Source organism: Litoreibacter janthinus (genome assembly GCF_900111945.1).
GTDB classification, from domain to species: Bacteria; Pseudomonadota; Alphaproteobacteria; order Rhodobacterales; family Rhodobacteraceae; genus Litoreibacter; species Litoreibacter janthinus.
In genome coordinates this window covers 700576-721490 of record NZ_FOYO01000001.1, presented here as the reverse complement: position 1 = coordinate 721490, position 20915 = coordinate 700576, and the positions used below count along the sequence as shown (strand labels likewise).

Annotated in this window: 21 protein-coding genes, 1 tRNA gene and 1 riboswitch; of the genes, 8 read left to right on the top strand and 14 right to left on the bottom strand. The window is 56.8% G+C overall.

Annotated features, from left to right (window positions below; all coding sequences use genetic code 11):
- Window positions 1-115: 115 nt before the first annotated feature.
- Window positions 116-571, top strand: a complete 456-nt coding sequence (locus BM352_RS03630; RefSeq protein ID WP_090212642.1) for a tRNA (cytidine(34)-2'-O)-methyltransferase — start codon at window positions 116-118, stop codon at window positions 569-571.
- A gap of 95 nt (window positions 572-666) precedes the next feature.
- Window positions 667-1239: a hypothetical protein gene (locus BM352_RS03625; RefSeq protein WP_245780903.1), complete on the top strand. Its 573-nt coding sequence runs from the start codon at window positions 667-669 to the stop codon at window positions 1237-1239.
- Here BM352_RS03625 and BM352_RS03620 read toward each other — a convergent pair.
- Genes BM352_RS03620 through dapF form a run of 6 tightly spaced genes read right to left on the bottom strand, consistent with a single transcriptional unit; the run spans window position 1236 to window position 5613 of the window.
- On the bottom strand, window positions 1236-1655 hold the full coding sequence (locus tag BM352_RS03620; RefSeq protein WP_090212639.1) for a GNAT family N-acetyltransferase: 420 nt from the start codon (window positions 1653-1655) through the stop codon (window positions 1236-1238). The two genes, BM352_RS03625 and BM352_RS03620, sit on opposite strands and share 4 nt — an antisense overlap.
- A gap of 3 nt (window positions 1656-1658) precedes the next feature.
- Window positions 1659-2273 carry a glutathione S-transferase gene (locus BM352_RS03615; protein WP_090212637.1) on the bottom strand — a complete coding sequence of 205 codons (615 nt, stop codon included), beginning with the start codon at window positions 2271-2273 and terminating at the stop codon, window positions 1659-1661.
- Entirely contained in the window at window positions 2270-2902 is a 633-nt protein-coding gene (locus tag BM352_RS03610) for an FMN-binding negative transcriptional regulator (protein WP_090212635.1), read from the bottom strand. Before BM352_RS03610 ends, BM352_RS03615 begins: the two co-directional genes overlap by 4 nt.
- A 4-nt stretch (window positions 2903-2906) precedes the next feature.
- Window positions 2907-3551, bottom strand: a complete 645-nt coding sequence (locus BM352_RS03605) for a glutathione S-transferase (RefSeq protein ID WP_090212632.1) — start codon at window positions 3549-3551, stop codon at window positions 2907-2909.
- Entirely contained in the window at window positions 3548-4780 is a 1233-nt protein-coding gene (gene mtaB, locus BM352_RS03600) for a tRNA (N(6)-L-threonylcarbamoyladenosine(37)-C(2))-methylthiotransferase MtaB (RefSeq protein ID WP_090212630.1), read from the bottom strand. The genes BM352_RS03605 and mtaB overlap by 4 nt, the downstream gene beginning before the upstream one ends.
- Window positions 4777-5613, bottom strand: coding sequence for a diaminopimelate epimerase (gene dapF, locus BM352_RS03595; RefSeq protein ID WP_090212627.1), 837 nt, complete (start codon window positions 5611-5613; stop codon window positions 4777-4779). The genes mtaB and dapF overlap by 4 nt, the downstream gene beginning before the upstream one ends.
- Before the next feature lie 107 nt (window positions 5614-5720).
- Here dapF and BM352_RS03590 point away from each other — a divergent pair.
- Window positions 5721-5796 (top strand) — tRNA-Lys (locus tag BM352_RS03590).
- Window positions 5797-5840: 44 nt separating this feature from the next.
- On the opposite strand, the gene BM352_RS03585 is transcribed toward BM352_RS03590, so the two are convergent.
- The 3 genes from BM352_RS03585 to BM352_RS03575 are packed head-to-tail and all read right to left on the bottom strand — an operon-like array spanning window position 5841 to window position 9029.
- Window positions 5841-6536, bottom strand: coding sequence for a thiamine ABC transporter ATP-binding protein (locus BM352_RS03585; protein WP_090212625.1), 696 nt, complete (start codon window positions 6534-6536; stop codon window positions 5841-5843).
- On the bottom strand, window positions 6523-8070 hold the full coding sequence (locus tag BM352_RS03580) for a thiamine/thiamine pyrophosphate ABC transporter permease ThiP (RefSeq protein ID WP_090212622.1): 1548 nt from the start codon (window positions 8068-8070) through the stop codon (window positions 6523-6525). Before BM352_RS03580 ends, BM352_RS03585 begins: the two co-directional genes overlap by 14 nt.
- On the bottom strand, window positions 8046-9029 hold the full coding sequence (locus BM352_RS03575) for a thiamine ABC transporter substrate-binding protein (protein WP_090212619.1): 984 nt from the start codon (window positions 9027-9029) through the stop codon (window positions 8046-8048). The genes BM352_RS03580 and BM352_RS03575 overlap by 25 nt, the downstream gene beginning before the upstream one ends.
- Before the next feature lie 35 nt (window positions 9030-9064).
- A riboswitch (TPP riboswitch) is annotated at window positions 9065-9164 on the bottom strand.
- 92 nt (window positions 9165-9256) lie between these two features.
- Between BM352_RS03575 and aroC the strand changes: the two genes are divergently transcribed.
- Window positions 9257-10351, top strand: coding sequence for a chorismate synthase (gene aroC / locus BM352_RS03570; protein ID WP_090212617.1), 1095 nt, complete (start codon window positions 9257-9259; stop codon window positions 10349-10351).
- On the opposite strand, the gene BM352_RS03565 is transcribed toward aroC, so the two are convergent.
- The 4 genes from BM352_RS03565 to ade all read right to left on the bottom strand — a co-directional run bounded on the left by BM352_RS03565 (window position 10348) and on the right by ade (window position 15023).
- Window positions 10348-11214 carry a DMT family transporter gene (locus BM352_RS03565; RefSeq protein ID WP_090212615.1) on the bottom strand — a complete coding sequence of 289 codons (867 nt, stop codon included), beginning with the start codon at window positions 11212-11214 and terminating at the stop codon, window positions 10348-10350. The genes aroC and BM352_RS03565 overlap by 4 nt on opposite strands.
- A gap of 101 nt (window positions 11215-11315) precedes the next feature.
- Window positions 11316-11606 carry an HU family DNA-binding protein gene (locus BM352_RS03560; RefSeq protein WP_090212612.1) on the bottom strand — a complete coding sequence of 97 codons (291 nt, stop codon included), beginning with the start codon at window positions 11604-11606 and terminating at the stop codon, window positions 11316-11318.
- 133 nt (window positions 11607-11739) lie between these two features.
- Window positions 11740-13224 (bottom strand): AMP nucleosidase, encoded by a 1485-nt coding sequence (locus BM352_RS03555; protein ID WP_090212609.1) that lies wholly within the window; start codon window positions 13222-13224, stop codon window positions 11740-11742.
- Window positions 13221-15023, bottom strand: coding sequence for an adenine deaminase (gene ade / locus BM352_RS03550; RefSeq protein ID WP_090212607.1), 1803 nt, complete (start codon window positions 15021-15023; stop codon window positions 13221-13223). The genes BM352_RS03555 and ade overlap by 4 nt, the downstream gene beginning before the upstream one ends.
- Before the next feature lie 100 nt (window positions 15024-15123).
- Here ade and BM352_RS03545 point away from each other — a divergent pair, with 100 nt between their 5' ends.
- From BM352_RS03545 to BM352_RS03530, 4 genes are all read left to right on the top strand, one after another.
- Window positions 15124-15873 carry a class II aldolase and adducin N-terminal domain-containing protein gene (locus BM352_RS03545; protein WP_090212604.1) on the top strand — a complete coding sequence of 250 codons (750 nt, stop codon included), beginning with the start codon at window positions 15124-15126 and terminating at the stop codon, window positions 15871-15873.
- Between the two features lie 104 nt (window positions 15874-15977).
- On the top strand, window positions 15978-17141 hold the full coding sequence (locus tag BM352_RS03540) for an acyl-CoA dehydrogenase family protein (protein ID WP_090212601.1): 1164 nt from the start codon (window positions 15978-15980) through the stop codon (window positions 17139-17141).
- Between the two features lie 3 nt (window positions 17142-17144).
- Window positions 17145-19166: an acetate--CoA ligase family protein gene (locus BM352_RS03535; RefSeq protein ID WP_090212598.1), complete on the top strand. Its 2022-nt coding sequence runs from the start codon at window positions 17145-17147 to the stop codon at window positions 19164-19166.
- On the top strand, window positions 19163-19945 hold the full coding sequence (locus BM352_RS03530) for a carnitinyl-CoA dehydratase (RefSeq protein ID WP_090212596.1): 783 nt from the start codon (window positions 19163-19165) through the stop codon (window positions 19943-19945). The genes BM352_RS03535 and BM352_RS03530 overlap by 4 nt, the downstream gene beginning before the upstream one ends.
- Here the strand turns inward: BM352_RS03530 and serB are convergent.
- Window positions 19942-20814, bottom strand: a complete 873-nt coding sequence (gene serB / locus BM352_RS03525; RefSeq protein ID WP_090212594.1) for a phosphoserine phosphatase SerB — start codon at window positions 20812-20814, stop codon at window positions 19942-19944. The two genes, BM352_RS03530 and serB, sit on opposite strands and share 4 nt — an antisense overlap.
- Window positions 20815-20915 lie beyond the last annotated feature (101 nt).

The window sequence follows — 20915 nt, the reverse complement described above, 5'->3', positions numbered from 1 at the left end:
CGCTTGTGCGGCCGGTAAAATTGAAGAATCCGCACCGAGGGCGCAGGATATCGGGGCTAGATATATTCTAAGCGCCCTCCACGTCCACCCATGAAAGCACTGTAAGGGAAGCCATTTGTCGCACTATGTCCAAATTGCTGCGTTTGAACCGGATTTAGCGCCTAATTTAGGCTCGCTGGTTCGGTTGGGGGTGTGTTTTGACGCACCCGTCCACGTGATCGAACCCTGCGGGTTCCCGTTTTCTTTGAAATTACTGAAAACTCGCGCGTTGGATTACGCTGAAAAAGCAGATGTTCGTCACCATGACAGTTGGCAGGCCTTCGAAGACACCAAACCCGGTCGTTTGGTCTTGCTTACGACCAAAGGCGCTACAGATCTGTGGGATTTTTCGTTTCAGCCGGGTGACTGCCTGCTGGTCGGGCGCGAGAGTGCTGGAGTCCCCGACCATGTTCATGAGGCCGCAGGGGCACGGGTAAAGATCGCGATGCCAGGAGGTGGTCGTAGCTTGAACGTCGCCATCTCGGCCGGAATCGCTCTTGCTGAAGCTCATCGGCAGTTGCGTTTGCGATAGGGTTACCGTTTGCGCAACCTAAGACGCTGTGGCTATCGGCTTCGTCGCATCTTATAGTTGCTCCGTGTCGAGACGGGATTTGGGAGCACCAATTAATGAAACGCGTGGTGATCGTGATTATCAGCCTCGGTGTTATAGCTGCTGCTGCTTGGAATTGGGGCGGGGCTATTGCCCAGCACGGAATGATGTCGGGCCACCACGGCGGCAACGCTCAGACGCACGACGAAGTGCGCATGCCCATGCTGAATGGCAGGGACACCACGCCCGAGGAGGTCGAAGATCTGCGCGCGCTGTTCACCGAGCACCGCGCGCTCACCCGTAGCGTAACAAACCTGCCGAACGGCATCAGAACACTCACCGAGACCAAAGACCCTGCCCTGCTCGAAGCTCTGTTTAACCATGCTGTAGGGATGATTGACCGCGTCGATAGTCAGCGAGACCCGCAGGTTCCGATCCAAAGCCCGACGCTAGATTACCTGTTTGCGCATCCTGACCGAATTTCCACCGAGATCGAGCCCACAGATTTTGGGTTGATCGTAACGCAAACTTCGGATGACCCGAAAATGGTAGAAGCCTTGCAGACCCACGCGGCAGAAGTCAGCGATCTGGCAGCTCGCGGCATGCAATCAGTGCACGAATCGATGATGGGTCGCCATCACACCAACTAGCCCACCAAGTTGCACGTCATGTCACGATGCGGAATTCCCGCATCGTCATATTCCGTGCCAAACGCTGCAAACCCGAGTTTCTCATAAAAGCCGATGGCGTGACTTTGCGATCCAAGTATCGCGGCTTCGAACTCCTCCCGAAGATCGTCCAAAACAAAGCGCATGAGTTCTGCCCCGAGACCTGTGCCTCGATATTCGTCTAGCACGGCAACACGCTGAATTTTGGCGCGGTCGCCCAGAGACTTCACTCGGGCAGTCGCCGCAGGCACGCCATCCACATGCGCCAGATAGTGGCGACAGGTCGGATCCTCGCCGTCGACCTCTTCGTCCTCAGGCACGTTCTGCCCGTCGATAAACACCACCCGCCTGATCTTTAGACAAGTGGCGATATCTCGCGTGCGCGCGATCGTGGCCATGTTTCAGGCGGCGGGCGGCACAGTTGCGACCATGCTGTCGCGTTTAGCGAAACCAGCTTCCCACTCCGCAAGTTTAGTACGACTCTCGCGCCAGCTACGGTCTGCATGGCGCAAATCGAGATATCCCAAAGCACAACCGATGGCGATTTGACCAATGTTGAGAAGATCCCAAGACAGAATGTCGATCCAGTGGTTTTCCAACGCGTCGAGTGCGGTGTCGATCTTCCGCCACTGCGCTTCAGTCCATTCGGCATATTGCTTGTCCTCAGGGCGGACGCGCGCCTCGTAAACCATTAGGATCGCTGCATCGAGGATACCATCACCTGTCGCTTCCAGCGTTTGTAGCTGCCAAGTCTCATTACCCTTGCCGTAGAGCCCTGACTTCGCGCGGTCATCGAAAAAGCGGCAGATTACACGGCTGTCGTACAGCGGCTGCCCATTATCGAGCGCAAGTGCAGGAATTTTACCAAGCGGATTCAACTCGCGCGGAATGGTGCCTGGATCAATCGGGGTGCCACCGGCAGCGACCATTTCGACATCTTTGAGCTGGTCAGTCTCGCGCAATATTACAAGCACTTTGCGCACATAAGGGGATGTGGGGCTGGTAAAGAATTTCATTTGGAAGTCTCCGGTTTGGCCCCGCGCATAAGCGCGGACAGCATTTTCGTATCTTGCCCTATGCCATACCCCGCAACGTAATCAGCTGCACTTGTCCTAGCATTGTCGGGCTTGTTCTGACCAAGTTTCCACGTCCCGTCGATCCGCGCCACATCAAAGTGGAACGGCCGAATTTGACGCATCATCCGCTCCATCACACCTTCGGACATCTTGGCCGATGTCCAAGGGGGCTTAGGCAACAATTGCGCTTCGAAATGCGCGGAAAGACGGTCAAGCAGGGGGTGCAAGTTATCCTGAGGCAGTGGACTAAGAATGCCGCTTATCCGGACGGCTACATAGTTCCAAGTCGGCACCTGATCCTCGACACCGTACCAATCTGGAGAAATATAGCTGTCTGGCCCGACAATCGTGATGACGGCCCGTTGTTTCGACGAGCACGCGCGCGCAATCGGATTGGAACGCACAAGGTGCAACTCCGCCTGCTTGCCGCTCTTCGACAGCAGGAAAGGGATATGGGCAGTAAGCGGACCGTCCTCCCCGTTGATGGCGAGTGTTCCGAACCCGCGCTCGCGGGCAAAGCCAATGTTCTGGCTATCGGGAATTTGGCGGAAAGCAGGGTTCGGATGCATGGCGCTATCCTTGGCGAGGTTGTGCCGTTCGCGCAAGCGTTGGCGGGTCACCTGCCTGCCATTTGGGGTATTTCTTCATGATCGAAGCGAATCGATCTGAGGCGAGGTGTTCGTTCAACCAGCGATGCAGATGCGGCCAGCTTTGCGTGTCGAACCATGTTCGGTCAGTGTTCGCAAACTGGCGGACAAACGGGAAAATTGCCATGTCGGCTAGCCTAGGCTTGCTGCCTAAAAGATAGGGTGATTGTCCAAGAGCAGTATCGTATTCAACAAGCGTCTCCGCCCCGATCACGCGCCATTTTTCAGGATTACCGTCGTGACGGCTGGCATACTTGTATCGGTCCAGTGCCTGTTTGAATGGACCGTCATTCTGCGCGATCAAGTCAAGGCTTGCATCCGAGCCGCAAAGCCAGTTTTCAGGGTCGTTTTGCTGCAACGCCCAAAGCATCACATCCAGGCTCTCTTCAATGACAGTGCCGTCATAGACAACCACAGGTACGGTGCCTTTGGGTGAAGCTTGCAGAAATTCAGGTGCCTTATCGCGAAGCAGGATTTCGCGGTGCTCGATTTGTAAACCAGCAGTAAAAATCGCCAGCCGTGCCCTCATCGCATAGGGGCATCGCCGGAAACTATAGAGAACCGCGCTCATGCGCGCAGCTGGTTGCCCTCAGTCCCGATAATTCGGGCGGGGATGATTTGACCGACTGGTTGGTCAGTTTCAAACAGCGTTTCGGTGAACTGTTCCGTCCGACCCATGCGCGGGTTTTCCATCAGCACGTGGTGGCTGTGGCCCACGCGCGAAGCGAGGTGCTTTTGAACCTGCGCCTCACCGGCGGCCCGCAAAAGCGCGGCACGGGCTTTGATGACTTTCCCGTTCACCGCCGGCATCTTCGCAGCAGGCGTGCCCTCGCGGGCGGAATAAGGGAAAATGTGCAGCCAAGTGAGGTCACAATCCTTAACCAGCTTCAGCGAATTTTCGAACATGGCGTCAGTCTCGGTCGGGAAACCCGCGATGATGTCGGCGCCATAGGTCATATCTGGGCGCAGCTTGCGCGCGTCCTCGCAAAACTTGATCGCATCGTCACGCAGGTGGCGGCGCTTCATTCGTTTCAGGATCATGTTGTCGCCGGCCTGCAAGCTGAGATGCAGGTGAGGCATCAAACGTGGCTCGGTCGCGATGGCCAGCATTAGCGCCTCGTCAACCTCGATGCTGTCGATGGAGGAGATGCGCAATCGCGGCAAGTCTGGAACCAGTTTGAGGATGCGCAGAACCAAATCACCCAACTGAGGCGCGGCAGGAAGATCGGCGCCCCAAGAAGTGAGATCGACACCGGTCAACACGACTTCGTTGTAGCCCTTGTCGACCAAGCGTTTGATTTGGTCGACAACCACGCCTGCCGGAACGGAACGCGAATTGCCGCGACCGTAGGGGATGATGCAGAAGGTGCAGCGGTGGTCGCAGCCGTTCTGGACTTGCACGTAAGCCCGGGCACGGGTGCCGAAACCGTCGATCAGGTGACCTGCGGTTTCCTCGACGCTCATGATGTCGTCGACCTGCACTTTCTCGGTGTCGGGCAGGAAGCCCCATGTGGCGCGATTCATCTTCTCGGTGTTGCCGATGACATTGTCGACTTCGGCCATGTTAGAGAACGTTTCTGGCTCGGTTTGCGCGGCGCAGCCGGTGACCACAAGTCGTGCATCGGGGTTTTCTCGGCGCAGCTTCCGGATGTCTTGGCGCGCTTTGCGCACGGCCTCGGCAGTCACCGCGCAGGTGTTCACCACGACCAAGTTTTCTTGGCCTTGTGTCAAGTCGCGCATGGCCTCGGTCTCATAGGCGTTCAGGCGGCACCCGTGGGTGGAAAAAATCGGCGGCTTCATAGCGATGCCAAAAACTCGGGCGTCAAATGACCAGAGAAAACATGTGCAGTCGGGCCGGTCATCCAGACGCCATCGTCACGCCAGTCGATGTCGATGCGACCACCATCCAGATCAATGCGAACCTGGCGACCTGTTAGTCCGCGACGCGCAGCAGCGACCGCAGTCGCACACGAGGACGACCCAGAGGCCAGCGTGACGCCCACGCCACGTTCCCAGACGCGCATACGCAGGTGGTTATCACCAACTAGCTGAGCGACCTGAACGTTTGTCCGCTCCGGAAATAGCGGGTGATGCTCGTGCGCGGGGCCGAATGATGCAAGGTCGATAGAGTCCGCATCCTCCACGAAAAAGGTGCAATGCGGATTGCCCATACCAGTGGCAGTTGGCCCGCCCTCAATCGGCAGCTCAAGCGTGTCCATTTCGCGGGCGAGCGGCACGTCACGCCATTCCAGCAATGGCGCGCCCATATTAACGCGCGTGAGACCATCGCCAGCATCTTCGGCCCTCAACAACCCGCGTTCGGTCTTCAGCACCAATGCACTGATTCCCCGCCGTGACATCTCGAATCGGGCGACACAGCGGGTCGCGTTGCCACATGCCCCTGCTGTGGAGCCGTCGGAGTTAAAAAACGTCAGCCCGATATCAGCGCCCACAACATCATCAAGAACTGCCAGTTGGTCAAAGCCAACACCGCGATGGCGGTCGCCAAGGGCACGGGCAAGCGTGGCAGATACAGTGATATCGTTGCCTCGTTGGTCAATAACCACGAAGTCATTGCCCAGCCCGTGCATTTTCATGAAGGGCAGGCCAAGAGGGGCATCTGCGTGTTGCATAAGCCGCGATATACCCTCGGCTTTGACACAATGGAAGACGCAGTGAAGATTCACATAGTTTTGGGGGTTGACCCTATAGGGCGACCTTTCTAAGTAGACCCCTCAGTGGGCCCTTAGCTCAGTTGGTAGAGCAACTGACTTTTAATCAGTGGGTCGCAGGTTCGAATCCTGCAGGGCTCACCACTTTTCCTCTTTCGAGACTGGTATGTTTGCGCGGTTTAACGGCGCTAGCTTCCCAGATATTTCCGAAGCGCTTCTGGCGGTGCATCTAGAAATGGGCCCGTCAGGACCGGCTCGTGCGCCACGCCATCTGCGACAAGAACCGTGCTGCCATCCAACTGCCGCGCATCCTTCGGATCGTGTGTAACCATGAGCACCGTCAGGCCCCTTTCCTGCGCGATTTCCGCGACAAGCGACAGCATCTCGACTCGCAGTGCAGGTCCAAGCGCCGCGAAAGGCTCGTCCAGAACCATAATCGGCTTGTCGCGCAGAAGCACACGCGCCAGCGCCACGCGGCTTTGCTGCCCCCCCGACAGTGCAGCAGGTTTGCGACCCGAAAATCCTTCAAGCCCGACGCGCGCCAGCGCGGTCGCCACTCGGGCTGTCTCGTCTGCGGTTAATTTCAAGTTTGGCTTCAGTCCCAGCCCGACATTGTGTGCCACAGTCAAATGCGGAAACAGATTGCTGTCTTGGAACACCATCGCCAAAGGTCGCGCCGCTGGGGCCGTGTGTGTAATATCCTCGTTGTTCCATAGAATGCGACCGCTGGAGATCGGAACAAAGCCCCCCAAAGCCGAGAGGAGCGTCGACTTTCCTGCTCCTGAAGGGCCGATTACGGAGACTTTTAGACCCGCTTCGATCGAGAGATTTGCCCTCAGCGCGAAATCACCCTGCCGGATCTCGATGTCTTCAAAGATCAGCATCAACGCGCCCTCCACGATCAAACAGCCAGAACAGGGTCAGACTAAGCACAAGCAGGACAAGCGCAGCCGCGAAGGCCTGCTCCATCCGGTAGGCCGTCATAAGGTTATACAATGCCAAGGGCAAAGTCGCACGGCTCGGGTCAGCAAACAGAGTTATGACTCCCAAGTCGCCCATGGATAGTGCCGCAGCCAGCCCTGCACCGAAACCTAACGGTCGGCGCAGTCGCGGCAAAATTACGATCCGAAGTCGCGCCCAGCCTGACAGGCCCAGCGATGTGGCAAGGCGGCCAAAATCTTCCTCAACCTGCCTCATGGCAGGTGACACAGCGCGCAAAGTGAAAGGCAGACTCATCGCCGCATTCACCACAATGGTGACAGGCAATGCCAGCAAGACTGGGTCTATCCAACGGTAGGTGAGGATAAAAAGCCCTGTTCCGATGACCAATGGTGACGCCGCGACAGACAGATAGCCGACAGCTTCAACCCCTCGGCCCCATTTCAGAGCAAGCAAAGCTAATGCAAGAGCCATTCCGATCGTCAGCCCTGCCGAAGCAACCGCAACCCAGACAGACCGCCAGGCCGCGACCAGTATCGAGATTGATAGTTCCGGCAATCCGGGAAGACCTTTCATCACGATCATGGCCAATGGTGTGATCAAGAAAAGTGTGACGATGGCGATGACGATGCCGTCAAGAACCTTCGAGCCGTCATCGCGTGGCACAACACGGTCCAGTCCCGCGCCCTGCCCTGACGGGACCGAGATGAGCAATGACGTCAAAGCCAAAACCGCGCAGATCGCAAACTGCACCAACCCAAGTAACGCCGCTTTCGAGAGATCAAAGTCGAAGCGGAAGGCTTGATAGATCGCCAACTCAATCGTCGTCGCCTTTGGTCCACCACCAAGGGCGAGCGCGACGGCGAAGCTTGTGGTGCAGATGAGAAATATGACCATCACAACGCCCGGCAATACCTCTCGCAGCATTGGCCATTCCAGATGTCGCGCAATGTCTCTTGAGTTGAAACCCAAAGACTGTGCCAGCCGAAACCTTTCCGCCGGAATGGAAAGCCACCCCTGCAAGATTAGCCGCGTCGCCAAAGGCAGATTGAAAAACACGTGCGCCAGGATGACACCATGCCAGCCGTAGATAGTAACAGGCTCTAAACCTGCCGAAACTAAGATATCTGAAAGAAATCCACTCCGACCATAGACAGCCAAAAGCCCGAGCACCGCCACGATCACTGGCAAGATGAAGGGCGCACCCAGAACGGTCAAAAGCAACGACCGTCCGCGAAACTGGCGCCGCGCCAGTGCCCGCGCGACGGGAATAGCGCAGATGGCGCTCAGAATTGCTGATAAAGCCGCCTGCCAAAGGGTGAACCGAATTGCAGACCAGTCGCTTTTGGAAAGCGCCGACACCTCTTCCGCCCGCCACGCAACTGCGCCCAACGTTCCAAGTGTCAGCACCAGAAGCAGGGCGACAACTGCCGCCCCGCCACAGTTTGACAAGCTTACTGGCTGAACGCGCTCAGCCATTCTTCCAACACTGCGTCTCGCAGATCTGCGGCCTCAACTTCAGAGTAGAACAGAGCCTTACTCGGCAGATCCAGCTTCTTGAACCCTTCTGGCAGTTTCGCGGCGTCCAGCTTTGCTGGGAAAGACCAGTTTGCGGTCGGGATCATCTCTTGGAAGGTCTCCGAGAGAACAAAGTCCATAAAGGCTTGCGCCAAGTCCGGCCGCTTGGAGGTTTTCAACTGCGCGACCAATTCGGTCATGAAGTAGTGGCCTTCCTCGAAAATCGCGGCCTTTTTGGTTTCATCCTCTTCCGCGATGATGTGGTAGGCGGGCGAGGTGGTGTAGCTCAGCACCATGTCGGCCTCACCATCGGTAAACATGCCGTAGCTTTCGGACCAACCCTTGGTAACCGTCAGCGTTTTCCTAGCCAGCTTATTGAAGGCCTCTTGGCTGTCGTCACCATATACCGACTTGATCCACAACATCAGAGCCAAGCCCGAGATCGAACTGCGTGGGTCTTGGAGGACAACTTTCGTGTCTTCATCCGCTAAAAACGCGTCAAACGTACGAGGAGCGTCATCCATCTTTTCGGTGTTGTAGATAAATGCCGTGTGGCCCCAGTTGAACGGTAAGAACACGTCGTCGGTCCACGAAATTGGCAGTGTCAGATCGCTCGTATCTTGACCATGAGGCAAGAATAGACCCGTTTCGCGGGCCTTCTTGGTCACGTCTGTGTTCAAGCCAATGACGACGTCTGCTTTGGTGCGCTCGCCCTCCAGAAGCAAGCGCGGCAGCACATCACCCGCCACATATTGCAAGTCGCAAGCGCAAGTTTCTTCAAACGCTGCTTCGATCTTCGGGCCGGGGCCCCATTCACTGGTAAAGTAGTCTGGAGCGTAGACCGTCAGTACGGGCTTGTCCTCGGCGAGTGCCGTGGTGGCCAATGCGATCAGTCCTACGCTTAGAAGGGTCTTTTTCATCTCATTCCTCCAAAACGACGGACGGAGTGGGGAGTGAGAGCATCTCAAACCTTCCCTCCGCCGGTCTTAACCGGTTCAGGTTCAACGGGTCAGCTTGCGCAATCTCAGCCAATGAAGGCCCCCCGAGGTATCGTTGTATCTAAGCCCCAACCCCAGCTTGGGCAAGGTGAAAGGTCTTGAGGGCGGCGTAAGCCACAGCTAGACCACTGATAAAAGGGAGACGCCCCATGTCGATGAACAGCTTTGGCCATCTTTTCCGCGTGACCACTTGGGGCGAAAGCCACGGGCCGGCGCTTGGCGCGACCGTAGACGGGTGCCCTCCCGGTGTGCCTTTGACGGCGGATATGATCCAAGTCTGGCTCGACAAGCGCAAACCCGGCCAGAACAAGTACACGACGCAACGACGCGAGGCTGACGAGGTGCGCATTTTGTCTGGTGTGTTTGAAGGCGTCACGACCGGGACTCCGATCCAACTCATGATCGAGAACACCGACCAGCGCTCCAAGGACTATGGTGACATCGTCGACAAGTTCCGCCCCGGCCATGCAGACATCACCTATTGGACCAAATATGGTATCCGCGATTACCGCGGCGGCGGACGATCCTCTGCGCGCGAAACCGCTGCTCGTGTTGCGGCAGGTGGCGTCGCGCGTGAAGCCATCAAGATGCTGGCCCCCGAACTGAAGATCACCGGATACATGGTGCAGATGGGCGAGCATAAGACTGACAAGCGCGATATGCGTCAGATTGAGCAGAACCCGTTTTGGGTTCCTGATGCAGATGCAGCCAGCACATGGGCCGCTTATCTGAACGGATTGCGCAAGTCCGGTAGCTCCGTCGGCGCTATGATTGAAGTCGTTGCTCAAGGCGCGCCTGCTGGGCTTGGAGCACCGGTTTATGCCAAGTTAGACACAGATATTTCCGCGGCAATGATGTCTATCAATGCTGTGAAGGGCGTGGAGATTGGCGCAGGTATGCAAGCTGCCATGCTCACCGGTGAAGCCAATGCGGACGAAATCAGTATGGGCCCCGATGGTCCTGTTTATAGCTCTAACCATGCAGGCGGCATCCTCGGTGGCATTTCCACAGGTCAGGACATCGTCGTGCGGTTCGCGGTAAAGCCAACAAGCTCGATCCTCACCACCCGCAAAACCATCACGAAATCCGGCGAGAACACCGAGATCATCACAAAGGGCCGTCATGATCCTTGCGTGGGCATTCGCGCAGTTCCAGTGGGCGAGGCGATGATGGCTTGTGTGATCCTAGACCACATGCTGCTGCATCGTGGTCAGATCGGCTCTAACCAAGGCAAGATCGGTTAGACCCGCTGCTTGGACAGCTGAACCGCAAGTATGCCGCTCGCGATGATGAGCACTCCGACCACGTCCGTTATGCCAATTCGTTCCCCCAGCAAGACTGCCGCGATCGCGACCCCGAATACTGGGTTCAGGAAGTGGAAGGTAGAAGCCTTCACTGCACCGATGCGTCCCACCAGCGTGAACCAGACCCAAGTTGCCATCAGCCCCGGGACAAGCGTCGTGTAGACGAAAGCCGCGATCCAGGTTGGGGTTAAACTAACCGCCCAAGTTTCGGTTGGCGCAGCGACGGCAAAGAGGCAAGCCGACCCCACAAGCATTTGCAACCCAACGATCATCAACACATTGCCACCCGATGCGGCGCCTTTCACCGACAGAGTCGCGAAGGTCAGAGCCATGGCCCCGATCAGGCAGAAGGCGACCCCCGTCAAGTCCACGCCACCGCTGATCCGCGTGCCCATGATCAAAACCACGCCTGCAATTCCCGCGACGAGCCCGATCATTCCGACCAACGGCACACGGTCTTTGAAGAACAACCAGCCAACGAGCGCGACCATCAGCGGCATGGTCGAGGCGATGATGGCTGCAAGCGACGCTTCAATCCATTGCATGGCGACAAAGTTCAGACCCAAATAAAGGGCATTCTGGCAAATACCAAACATCCAGGTGGCCCGCCATTGGGCGCGCGTCAGGTTCCAAGTTTGCCCTAGGGCTTTCGCAATTAAGATGCCCAACAACCCAGACAGCAAGAACCGTAAGCTCAGAGAATATAAGGGCGGGGCATCTGCCACGATAATCCGAGCGGAGGTAAACGCACTGGACCACATCAGGGCGAAGGCAAGCCCCATGAAAACTGCCTTGATATCCAAACTGAGTTCCTCGCCCGATTTGCGGCACTGTCACGCGAAATGTCGCAAAAGAAAAGGGCCGCCCTAGGGCGACCCTTTATTCCTTCAGCGGAACTTGGCGATTAGCCGTTCACGCTGTCTTTCAGAGCTTTCGCAATGGTCATTTTGACCACTTTGTCTGCTTCTTTTTTGATTTGCTCGCCGGTCGCAGGGTTACGAACCATGCGTGCTGGACGTTCGCGGCAGTAGATTTTGCCAACGCCGGGCAGGGTTACTGCGCCACCGCCGGATACTTCGCGGGTAATGATTGCGATCAGACCGTCCAGAGCAGCAGCAGCGCCCTTCTTGTCGGTGCCAGCTTCTTCAGCCAGTGCGGCGACCAGTTGTGTTTTGGTCATTGGTTTCGTTGCCATGAGCTCTGCTCCCTCTCTATTGCCCCACCTTTGGGGTGTTATCGCCGGAACCTAACTGAATATTGAGGGGTCGCACAACAATTAGTGTGTTAAAACCCCTATTTTTTCGTGTTTTTCTGCGCTTTACGTAGAGTCACAGGAAGGCTGTTTCGGCAAAACTGCGCAATTTCCGCGAATGGAGCCGTTCCAATGGCATTTCACGCAACCTCTCCATCGCACGGATTCCGATCAGCAAATGGCGCGAAACCTGTGTTTTATAGAAGTCTGAGGCCATACCCGGCAGCTTCAATTCACCGTGAAGCGGTTTATCAGATACGCAAAGCAGCGTCCCATACGGAACCCTAAAGCGGAAGCCGTTGGCGGCGATCGTAGCGCTTTCCATGTCCAGCGCAATTGCGCGCGACTGGCTTAAGCGCTGCACGGGACCGGATTGATCGCGCAACTCCCAATTGCGATTGTCGATAGTGGCCACGGTACCAGTTCGCATGATCCGCTTCAGATCAAACCCTTCAAACTGAGTGATCTCGGCGACACTCTGCTCTAGCGCGATCTGAATCTCTGCCAATGCCGGGACAGGCACCCATATTGGAAGGTCATCATCCAGCACGTGATCCTCGCGCAGATAGGCATGCGCCAACACGAAATCGCCCAGACTTTGGGAATTCCGTAAGCCCGCACAATGCCCCACCATCAGCCACGCATGCGGGCGCAAAACCGCGATATGATCCGTCGCTGTTTTGGCATTAGACGGCCCGACCCCGATATTCACCAAAGTGATGCCAGAGCCATGCTTGCGCTTCAGGTGATAGGTCGGCATCTGAGGCGTTTTCTCTGTAATCGGGATGTCACCGTCTGGGTCGGTCAGCACATGGTTTTCCGTACTTATGAAACTCGTATAGCCGCTTTCGGGATCGGCAAGCATCTGACGGGCGTAGGCTTCGAACTCCTCCACATAGAACTGGTAGTTGGTGAACAGAACATGGTTCTGGAAATGCTCCGCAGCCGTCGCCGTGTAGTGGGACAGACGCGCCAATGAATAGTCGATGCGTTGTGCCGTGAAAGGCGCCAAGGGGGCTGGAACGTCTGGCAGTTCAGCCAGCGTGCCATTGACGATGTCGTCATTGGTGGTTGCCAGATCCGGCACATCGAATACGTCACGCAGAGTAAAGTCCAACGCCCCGTCTTGTGGCACGGTCAGATTTGTCGCGTTGGCCACGGCAAAGTGCATCGGCATTGGCGTGCTAGACGCACCGATCTCCACCGATACGCCGTGATTATCCACCAATAACTGGATCTGTTGCTCTAGATAGTATTGGAACAGATCCGGCCGCGTCACCGTCGTCGAATAGGTGCCGGGTTTGGCGACGTGACCAAAGCTAAGACGGCTGTCGATTTTCGCAAAGCTTTGCGTTGTGACCCTGATCTCGGGGTAGAACGCACGGTATCGCTCGGCTGGGGGATTACCCTCAAGGCTGTCACGAAACTTGCCGATCAGAAAAGCCGTTGCGGTTTCATAAAGCTCGCATAGCCTTTCTACGGCTGCCTTGGGGTTGCTAAACAGCTCGGAATCAGGTGCATCAGGAGTTCGGATGGGGAGGTTGGCATCAGTGCCGTTCATTGAGTATCCTCTATCAAATTCGTCAGTTCAAAACGCGTCACATCTACCAACCCCAGATCGGATATCCGAAGCGATGGAATGACTACGAGCGCAAGCAGCGAGTGCTGCATATAAGCGTTGTTCAAAGTGCAGCCGCAGACCCCCATAGCCGCAACCATTTGGTCCGCCTTCGCCGCCACTTCCTTGGCGGGACGGTCGGACATGAGCCCTGCAATTGGCAGTTCGACCAAGGCCAGTTCTTCCCCGTCTTTCCAAACGGTCACGCCGCCACCAACTTCCGCCAACCGGTTCGCAGCGAGGGCCATTTGCGCGCGGTCGGTGCCGACCACAATCATATGGTGACTGTCATGCGCCACTGTCGACGCCATTGCCATGGAGCCTTGGTAACCAAAGCCCTCCACCAAGGCGTTGACCACCTCGCCGGTGCCACGGTGGCGTTCCACTAAGGCGATCTGGCAAACTGCGCCTTCCGGCTCCAATAGACCCTGTTTCACCGGAATCTCGCGTTTCAACGCTTCCGTCGGCGCTTGATTCTCAACCACACCAATCACTTTGGCAGTTACGGTCTTGGCGCCTTCCGGTGCCTTGATTTCGAAGTTAGTCGCGCTTAACTCATGCCCCAGATGCACCGTGTGTCGCGCATCCTCCGGCCAGTCCAGATGTGGGCAGATCACTGTAATCTCTCCCGCCTCCGCCACGGTCCGCCCGTGGGCAATCACCCTTTCAATTGGCAGCGCCTTCAGATCAGACGTCACGATCAAGTCCGCCCGCCGCCCCGGCGCGATGGAACCCAACTCGCGCTCCAACCCGAAATGCGTTGCGGTATTGATTGTCGCCATCTGCAACGCCACAAGCGGATCGCAGCCGCACTCAATCGCATGGCGCAGCACCCGGTTCATGTGGCCTTCATTCACCAATGTGCCCGAGTGGCAGTCATCTGTGCAAAGAATGAAATTGCGCGAATCCAGCCCTTTTTCGGTAATGGCGGTGATTTGCGTTTCAACGTCATACCAAGCGCTGCCCAGTCGCATCATCGACCGCATCCCTTGGCGCACCCGCGCAATCGCGTCCGCTTCGCAGGTGCCCTCATGGTCATCGGCAGGCCCGCCGGCAGCATAGGCATGAAAGTCCGGCCCAAGATCCGGCGAGGCGTAGTGCCCGCCGACGGTTTTACCTGCGTTCTGGGTTGCCGCGATCTCTGCCAACATCTGTTGGCTGCCACTCACAACGCCGGGGAAGTTCATCATCTCCCCCAGTCCAATGATACCGGGCCATGTCATCGCCTCCGCCACATCATCCGGACCGATTTCATACCCTGTCGTTTCCAGCCCCGGTGCGGACGGGGCGCAGCTTGGCATTTGCGTATAGATCGAGATGGGCTGCATCAGAGCCTCATCATGCATCAAGCGCACCCCACGTAGGCCCAGAACATTGGCGATTTCATGCGGATCGGTGAACATCGTGGTGGTCCCGTGGGGAATCACCGCGCTAGCGAATTCAGCTGGCGTCAGCATTCCCGACTCGATGTGCATATGCCCGTCGCAAAGACCGGGGATCAGATACCGGCCGCCCAGTTCGATGATTTCGGTGCCTAGCCCAATGCAATGCGAAGCATCCGGCCCGACATAGGCAAACCTTCCTGCGCTGATTGCAACTTGCCAGCCATCCAGCACTTCGCGCGTATGCACGTTAACAACTTTTCCGCCGCGCAGAACCATGTCGGCAGGCGCACGTCCAGCCGCAACGGCAACCAAGGTTGCAGCGCTGTCGGCCCATGATTTGAGGGGTTGGTGTTCCATGTTCCAATTGTCCAGACTTTGTGCACAGGTGCAAGTCGCAAAATGGCTAGTCATGTCGTGCTTGGCGTGCCTTACTTGCCTAAAGCGAAGGAGGCATGACATGGACGGCACACACGCGAATATCAAAAACTGGGAAGAGCGGGTCGATCTGGCAGCCGCCTTCCATTGGACTGCGCGGCTCAACATGCATGAAGGGGTGTCTAACCACTTTTCTCTTGCGATCAACGACGACGGCACGCGGTTCTTGATGAACCCCAATCAGGTTCATTTCTCGCGGATCAAAGCCTCCGACATGCTGGTGATCGACGCCAATGACCCTGAGACATTGAATGGCCCTAACGCCCCTGATCCGACGGCATGGGGATTGCATGGCGGGCTACATCGCCACTGCCCACACGCGCGTTGCGCGATGCATGTCCATTCCGTCCACGCTACAGTCCTTGCTTGTCTGGAAGACAAGATCCTCCCTCCGCTCGACCAGAACGCCGCGATGTTCTACGATCGCCAAGTTGTCGATGACAGCTATGGCGGGTTGGCCTTTGAGGAAGAAGGAGAGCGTTGTGCCCAGTTGTTCAACGACCCAAAAAAGAAGGTCATGATCATGGGCAACCACGGCATCATGGTCATCGGTGACACTGTCGCTGAAACATTCAATCGCATGTACTTCTTTGAGCGCGCCTGCGAGGTCTACATTCGCGCACTGCAAACCGGGCGGCCTTTGTCGATCCTGCCGGATGATATCGCCGCAAAAACGGCCGATGAGATCGAGAACTACCCTGAACAAGACATCCGCCACTTATCGGAACTCAAAGCCATTCTAGACGAAGATGGGTCGAATTATGCGACTTAGCTCTTCCATTGATGATGTCAGTGCGTGGACAAGCACGCGTCGCCTGGGACGGAAATGCAGGCACTAATCCTGCATATAATCCCCATTCCTGAAAGGCGTTCATGATGACAGTCTATGGCTTAACCGAAGAACACAATATGATTGCGGACACCGTTCGCAGCTTTGTCGAAAACGAAATATTCCCACACGAAGAACTGGTAGAGCGCACCGGCGAAGTCCCCGCCGAGATCGCGCACGACATCAAGCAAAAGACCCTAGATTTAGGATTTTACGCCTGCAACTTCCCAGAAAGCGTCGGCTGCGCAGGATTGAATCACGTCGAATTTGCCTTGGTGGAACGTGAACTTGGTCGCGGCTCGATGGCGTTGAATCATTTCTTCGGACGTCCGCAGAATATTCTGATGGCCTGCGAAGGAGACCAAAAAGAACGTTATTTGATGCCCGCCGTGCGCGGGGAGCGCATGGACGCGCTCGCCATGACCGAACCGGGTGCGGGCTCCGACGTACGCGGCATGAAATGCGCCGCCGTGCGGGATGGTGGTGACTGGGTGGTGAACGGCACAAAACACTTCATTTCGGGCGCGGACCACGCTGACTTCTTCATTGTCTTCGTCGCGACGGGTGAGGACGACACACCCAGAGGCCCTAAAAAGCGTATTACGACCTTCCTTGTGGATCGCGATACACCGGGCTTCGCCGTGCGCGACGGGTATAAATCCGTGTCGCATCGTGGCTACAAAAACATGATCCTCGACTTTGACGATTGCCGTTTGCCCGATGCGCAGGTTCTGGGGCAGGTCGATGGCGGGTTCGAGGTGATGAACACTTGGCTCTATGCCACCCGAATTACTGTCGCTACCATGTGCGTCGGGCGGGCGCGCCGCGTGTTCGACTACGCATTGTCCTACGCTGCCGAGCGAGAGCAATTTGGCCAACCTATCGGCAAGTTCCAAGGGATTAGTTTTCAACTGGCGGACATGATTACCGAGATTGACGCCGCCGATCTACTCACATTGGCGGCTGCGGACAGGCTCGACAAAAACCTGTCGTCTAATCGCGAAATCGCTTCGGCTAAGCTCTACGCGTCTGAAATGCTGTCTCGCGTGACGGACGCTGCGATCCAAATTCATGGTGGCATGGGGTTGATGGATGACTACCCGTTAGAACGCTTCTGGCGTGACGCACGGGTGGAACGCATCTGGGACGGCACGTCCGAGATTCAACGCCACATCATCAGCCGCGACTTGCTGCGCGCACTTGGTGCGTAACCCATGAGCGATCTTTTCCGACTTCTTAATCCCAAATCTCTGGCTGTGATTGGCGGCGGTGCATGGGGAGAAGCCGTTCTCATTCAAGCCCAGAAATTCGGCTATGGCGGCTCGCTTCATGCTGTTCATCCAATCAAGACCGAGATCGCTGGCGTAAAAGCCTACCCTAGCGTGATGCACATACCCGAAGCCCCTGACGCGGCCTTTGTGGGCATCAACCGCGAGGCCACCATTGGCGCAGTCGAACGTATGCGCAAAATTGGTGCCGGTGGCGCTGTCTGTTTCGCGTCCGGCTATGCCGAGGCCAGTGGCGAGGACGCTTCCGGGACTGATGCGCAGGCTCGATTACTCAAGGCGGCGGGCGATATGCCGGTTCTTGGGCCCAATTGCTACGGATTCATCAACGCGCTCGACGGGGTGGCTGTTTGGCCCGATCAGCACGGCTGCAAGCGCGTCGATCGTGGCGTCGCGATCATCACGCAGTCCTCCAATATCTCGATTAACATGACCATGCAGTCACGGGGCTTGCCAATCGGCTACATGATCACGGCTGGAAATCAGGCCCAAACTACGCAGGCTGATATCGCATTCGCCCTTCTAGACGATCCACGTGTGACCGCCATCGGCCTTCATATTGAAGGCTTCGGCGATCTCACATGCTGGGAGAAACTCGCCGCCAACGCGCATGCGAAGTCAATTCCGCTCGTTGCGCTGAAGGTGGGCAAATCCTCTCAGGCACAGGCCGCCACCATAAGCCATACCGCGTCGCTCGCTGGCGGTGACACTGCCGCACAAGCTTTCTTAGACCGCCTTGGAATTCTCCGCTCGCCTGACCTTCCCAGTTTCCTGGAGACCTTGAAGCTGCTGCACGTCACAGGGCGCCTGCCTTCCAACCGGATTTCCTCTATTAGCTGTTCCGGAGGGGAGGCATCGTTGGTCGCCGATATGGCGGATGGGCATGATCTTGAATTTCCCAAGCTGACACCCGAACAAAAACAGTCTCTATTCAAAGCACTTGGTCCAAAAGTAGCGCTCGCAAATCCACTTGATTACCACACCTATGTCTGGCGCGATGAAGATGCGATGACGGCTGCTTGGTCCGCCATGGCCGCCCCTCATATCGCGCTCACGCTAACAGTTCTCGACTACCCTCGCAGCGACATCTGCGATCCCACAGATTGGACCTGCGCCACGAACGCCGCGCTCCGCATGCGCCAAACCACTGGTAGGGCTGTCGCAGTCGCGGCGACCTTACCGGAATTGATGCCGGAACCGATTGCGGAACAGCTATTGGAAGGTGGCGTTGTCCCCTTCGCGGGGCTGACAGAAGCCCTCAATGCCATTGAAGCCGCATCACGCACTCCGCAAACGACACCAAACGATCCAGTCCTTAAGCGCCCCTTGGCTGAGCGTACCGAAACTCTTTCGGAATACGACGCGAAGACGACGCTCGGCAAATATGGCCTTCATACGCCAAAGGCGATCCAAACAAATCACAGTGCATCAGGTTTGGATGCCCTTGAGTTTCCCGTGGTCGTTAAAGCAGAGGGCGTGGCGCATAAGTCCGATGTGGGAGCGGTAATTCTTGACTGCAATTCCCTAAGTGACGTTTTGATCGCAATGGACAGCATAACTGATGCTACATCCTTCCACATCGAAGAAATGTGCGCGCCAGGGGCGGAGCTTTTGGTTGGCGTTACCCAGGATCCGGCCCATGGTTACTTGCTGACGGTTGGCGCTGGCGGAATACTCACCGAACTGCTCAACGACACACAGTCGCTGCTGATCCCAACCAGCGTTGAGGATATCAGAAAGGCTCTAACCCGCCTAAATATGTATCCATTGCTTACCGGATTCAGGGGTGCCACCCCCTGTAATCTTGATGCTATCATCGACGCGATCCTCGCCATACAGGCCTTTGTCGTCGCCGAAGACGGCGCTGTTGCCGAGGTTGAAGTGAATCCACTCATCTGCGGGCCAGATAGCGCCGTGGCGGCAGATGCCCTGATACGGAAGACAGCATGACCCACCCAATCAAAACCCGCCGCGAAGGTGCTATTCTTGAAGTTACTTTGGATCGACCAAAGGCCAACGCCATCGACCTCGCGACCTCCCGTATCATGGGAGACGTTTTCGCTGAGTTCCGAGATGACCCGGAGCTTCGAGTCGCGATTATCACTGGCGCAGGTGATAAATTTTTCTGCCCGGGCTGGGATCTTAAAGCCGCCGCGGATGGTGACGCGGTGGACGGGGATTACGGCGTAGGCGGATTTGGCGGACTACAAGAACTTCCCAACCTCAACAAACCCGTCATTGCAGCCGTAAACGGTATCGCTTGCGGGGGCGGTTTGGAATTGGCGCTGTCTGCCGACATCATTCTTGCAGCCGACCATGCCACCTTCGCCTTGCCCGAAATCCTGTCTGGCACCGTCGCAGATGCCGCCTCGGTCAAACTGCCGAAACGCATCCCCTACCACATCGCGATGGAGCTGCTGTTCACCGGCCGCTGGTTCGACGCCGAAGAAGCGCGCGGTTGGGGTATTGTGAATCATATTCACCCTGCAGACCTGCTTTTGGACAAGGCTTGGGAAATGGCGCGCCTGCTCGCCTCCGGACCGCCACTGGTCTACGCCGCGATCAAAGAGATCGTCCGAGAGGCCGAAGATGAGAAGTTCCAAGACACGATGAACCAGATCACCGGCAGCAAGTTCGAGACAGTCAAGCGGCTCTACTCTAGCGAAGATCAGCTAGAAGGCGCGAAGGCTTTCGCTGAGAAACGCGATCCGGTCTGGAAGGGACGTTAGGCAAAGTCGCTGGCAGCATAGCCCTGCAGGAATAGCAAAGCAGTCAGATCACCGTGGTTCACCCGAATCTTGGCCTGCGCTTGCACTGTGGGTTTGGCATGAAGCGCGACACCGGCGCCCGCGCGCTGCAACATGCCCAGATCATTCGCGCCGTCCCCAACCGCGATCACCTCGGCCTCGGTGATACCCAGCCGCGCGGTGATTTCTTCGAGGGCTTGGACCTTGGCCTCGCGGCCCAATATCGGCATGCCAACTTTGCCTGTCAGCTTGCCATTGTTCTCTAGCAAGGTATTCGCGCGGTTCTCGTCAAACCCAAGCTCCTTCGCGACAGAGGCAGTGAACGCAGTGAACCCCCCAGAGACCAATGCCGTGTAAGCGCCATTCGCTTTTATGGTAGAAAGCAACTCCTTGCCGCCCGGCATGTACGAAATGCGCGTGTTCAAAACTGTCTCTATTACTGCTGAATCAAGCCCCTCAAGAAGGCCAACGCGCTCTTTCAACGCCTCTTCAAAATCCAACTCGCCATTCATCGCGCGCGCTGTGATATCGGCCACTCGCGGCCCGACGCCTGCCTCATCAGCAAGCTCATCGATACATTCCTGCTGGATCATCGTGCTGTCCATGTCGGCCAACAGCATCTTCTTGCGACGCCCATCCATCTGCTGGATTACTAGATCCACGCCAAGAGCGTCGCAGTCTTTCCACACGTCATCGAAGTTCGCAGGAGCGGTTTCCAGCGCAAATTCTGCCGCCACATCCGGCATCAACCAAATCACGTCACCGCCACCCCATGCATTCCGTAAGCTCGCGGGCAACGCTGCATCCAGCTTGGGGGAAGACGGGTCGCAAAGAAGGGTCACAACGAACATTTGGCTAAGTTTCCGATCGTGGATTGAGGGGTCGCAAATAATCACTCAAGCGGCGCTATAGCGACGTTTTGGCTGTTGTGAAAGTCCAGAGCCTCGCTTAG

Bases quoted from the DNA above. Each gene is read 5' to 3' on its own strand.
- BM352_RS03625 (WP_245780903.1), top strand. From the start codon at position 667: ATGAAACGCGTGGTGATCGTGATTATCAGCCTCGGTGTTATAGCTGCT.
- BM352_RS03620 (WP_090212639.1), bottom strand. From the start codon at position 1,655: ATGGCCACGATCGCGCGCACGCGAGATATCGCCACTTGTCTAAAGATC.
- BM352_RS03615 (WP_090212637.1), bottom strand. From the start codon at position 2,273: ATGAAATTCTTTACCAGCCCCACATCCCCTTATGTGCGCAAAGTGCTT.
- BM352_RS03610 (WP_090212635.1), bottom strand. From the start codon at position 2,902: ATGCATCCGAACCCTGCTTTCCGCCAAATTCCCGATAGCCAGAACATT.
- BM352_RS03605 (WP_090212632.1), bottom strand. From the start codon at position 3,551: ATGAGCGCGGTTCTCTATAGTTTCCGGCGATGCCCCTATGCGATGAGG.
- mtaB (WP_090212630.1), bottom strand. From the start codon at position 4,780: ATGAAGCCGCCGATTTTTTCCACCCACGGGTGCCGCCTGAACGCCTAT.
- dapF (WP_090212627.1), bottom strand. From the start codon at position 5,613: ATGCAACACGCAGATGCCCCTCTTGGCCTGCCCTTCATGAAAATGCAC.
- BM352_RS03585 (WP_090212625.1), bottom strand. From the start codon at position 6,536: ATGCTGATCTTTGAAGACATCGAGATCCGGCAGGGTGATTTCGCGCTG.
- BM352_RS03580 (WP_090212622.1), bottom strand. From the start codon at position 8,070: ATGGCTGAGCGCGTTCAGCCAGTAAGCTTGTCAAACTGTGGCGGGGCG.
- BM352_RS03575 (WP_090212619.1), bottom strand. From the start codon at position 9,029: ATGAAAAAGACCCTTCTAAGCGTAGGACTGATCGCATTGGCCACCACG.
- aroC (WP_090212617.1), top strand. From the start codon at position 9,257: ATGTCGATGAACAGCTTTGGCCATCTTTTCCGCGTGACCACTTGGGGC.
- BM352_RS03560 (WP_090212612.1), bottom strand. From the start codon at position 11,606: ATGGCAACGAAACCAATGACCAAAACACAACTGGTCGCCGCACTGGCT.
- BM352_RS03555 (WP_090212609.1), bottom strand. From the start codon at position 13,224: ATGAACGGCACTGATGCCAACCTCCCCATCCGAACTCCTGATGCACCT.
- ade (WP_090212607.1), bottom strand. From the start codon at position 15,023: ATGGAACACCAACCCCTCAAATCATGGGCCGACAGCGCTGCAACCTTG.
- BM352_RS03545 (WP_090212604.1), top strand. From the start codon at position 15,124: ATGGACGGCACACACGCGAATATCAAAAACTGGGAAGAGCGGGTCGAT.
- BM352_RS03540 (WP_090212601.1), top strand. From the start codon at position 15,978: ATGACAGTCTATGGCTTAACCGAAGAACACAATATGATTGCGGACACC.
- BM352_RS03535 (WP_090212598.1), top strand. From the start codon at position 17,145: ATGAGCGATCTTTTCCGACTTCTTAATCCCAAATCTCTGGCTGTGATT.
- BM352_RS03530 (WP_090212596.1), top strand. From the start codon at position 19,163: ATGACCCACCCAATCAAAACCCGCCGCGAAGGTGCTATTCTTGAAGTT.
- serB (WP_090212594.1), bottom strand. From the start codon at position 20,814: ATGTTCGTTGTGACCCTTCTTTGCGACCCGTCTTCCCCCAAGCTGGAT.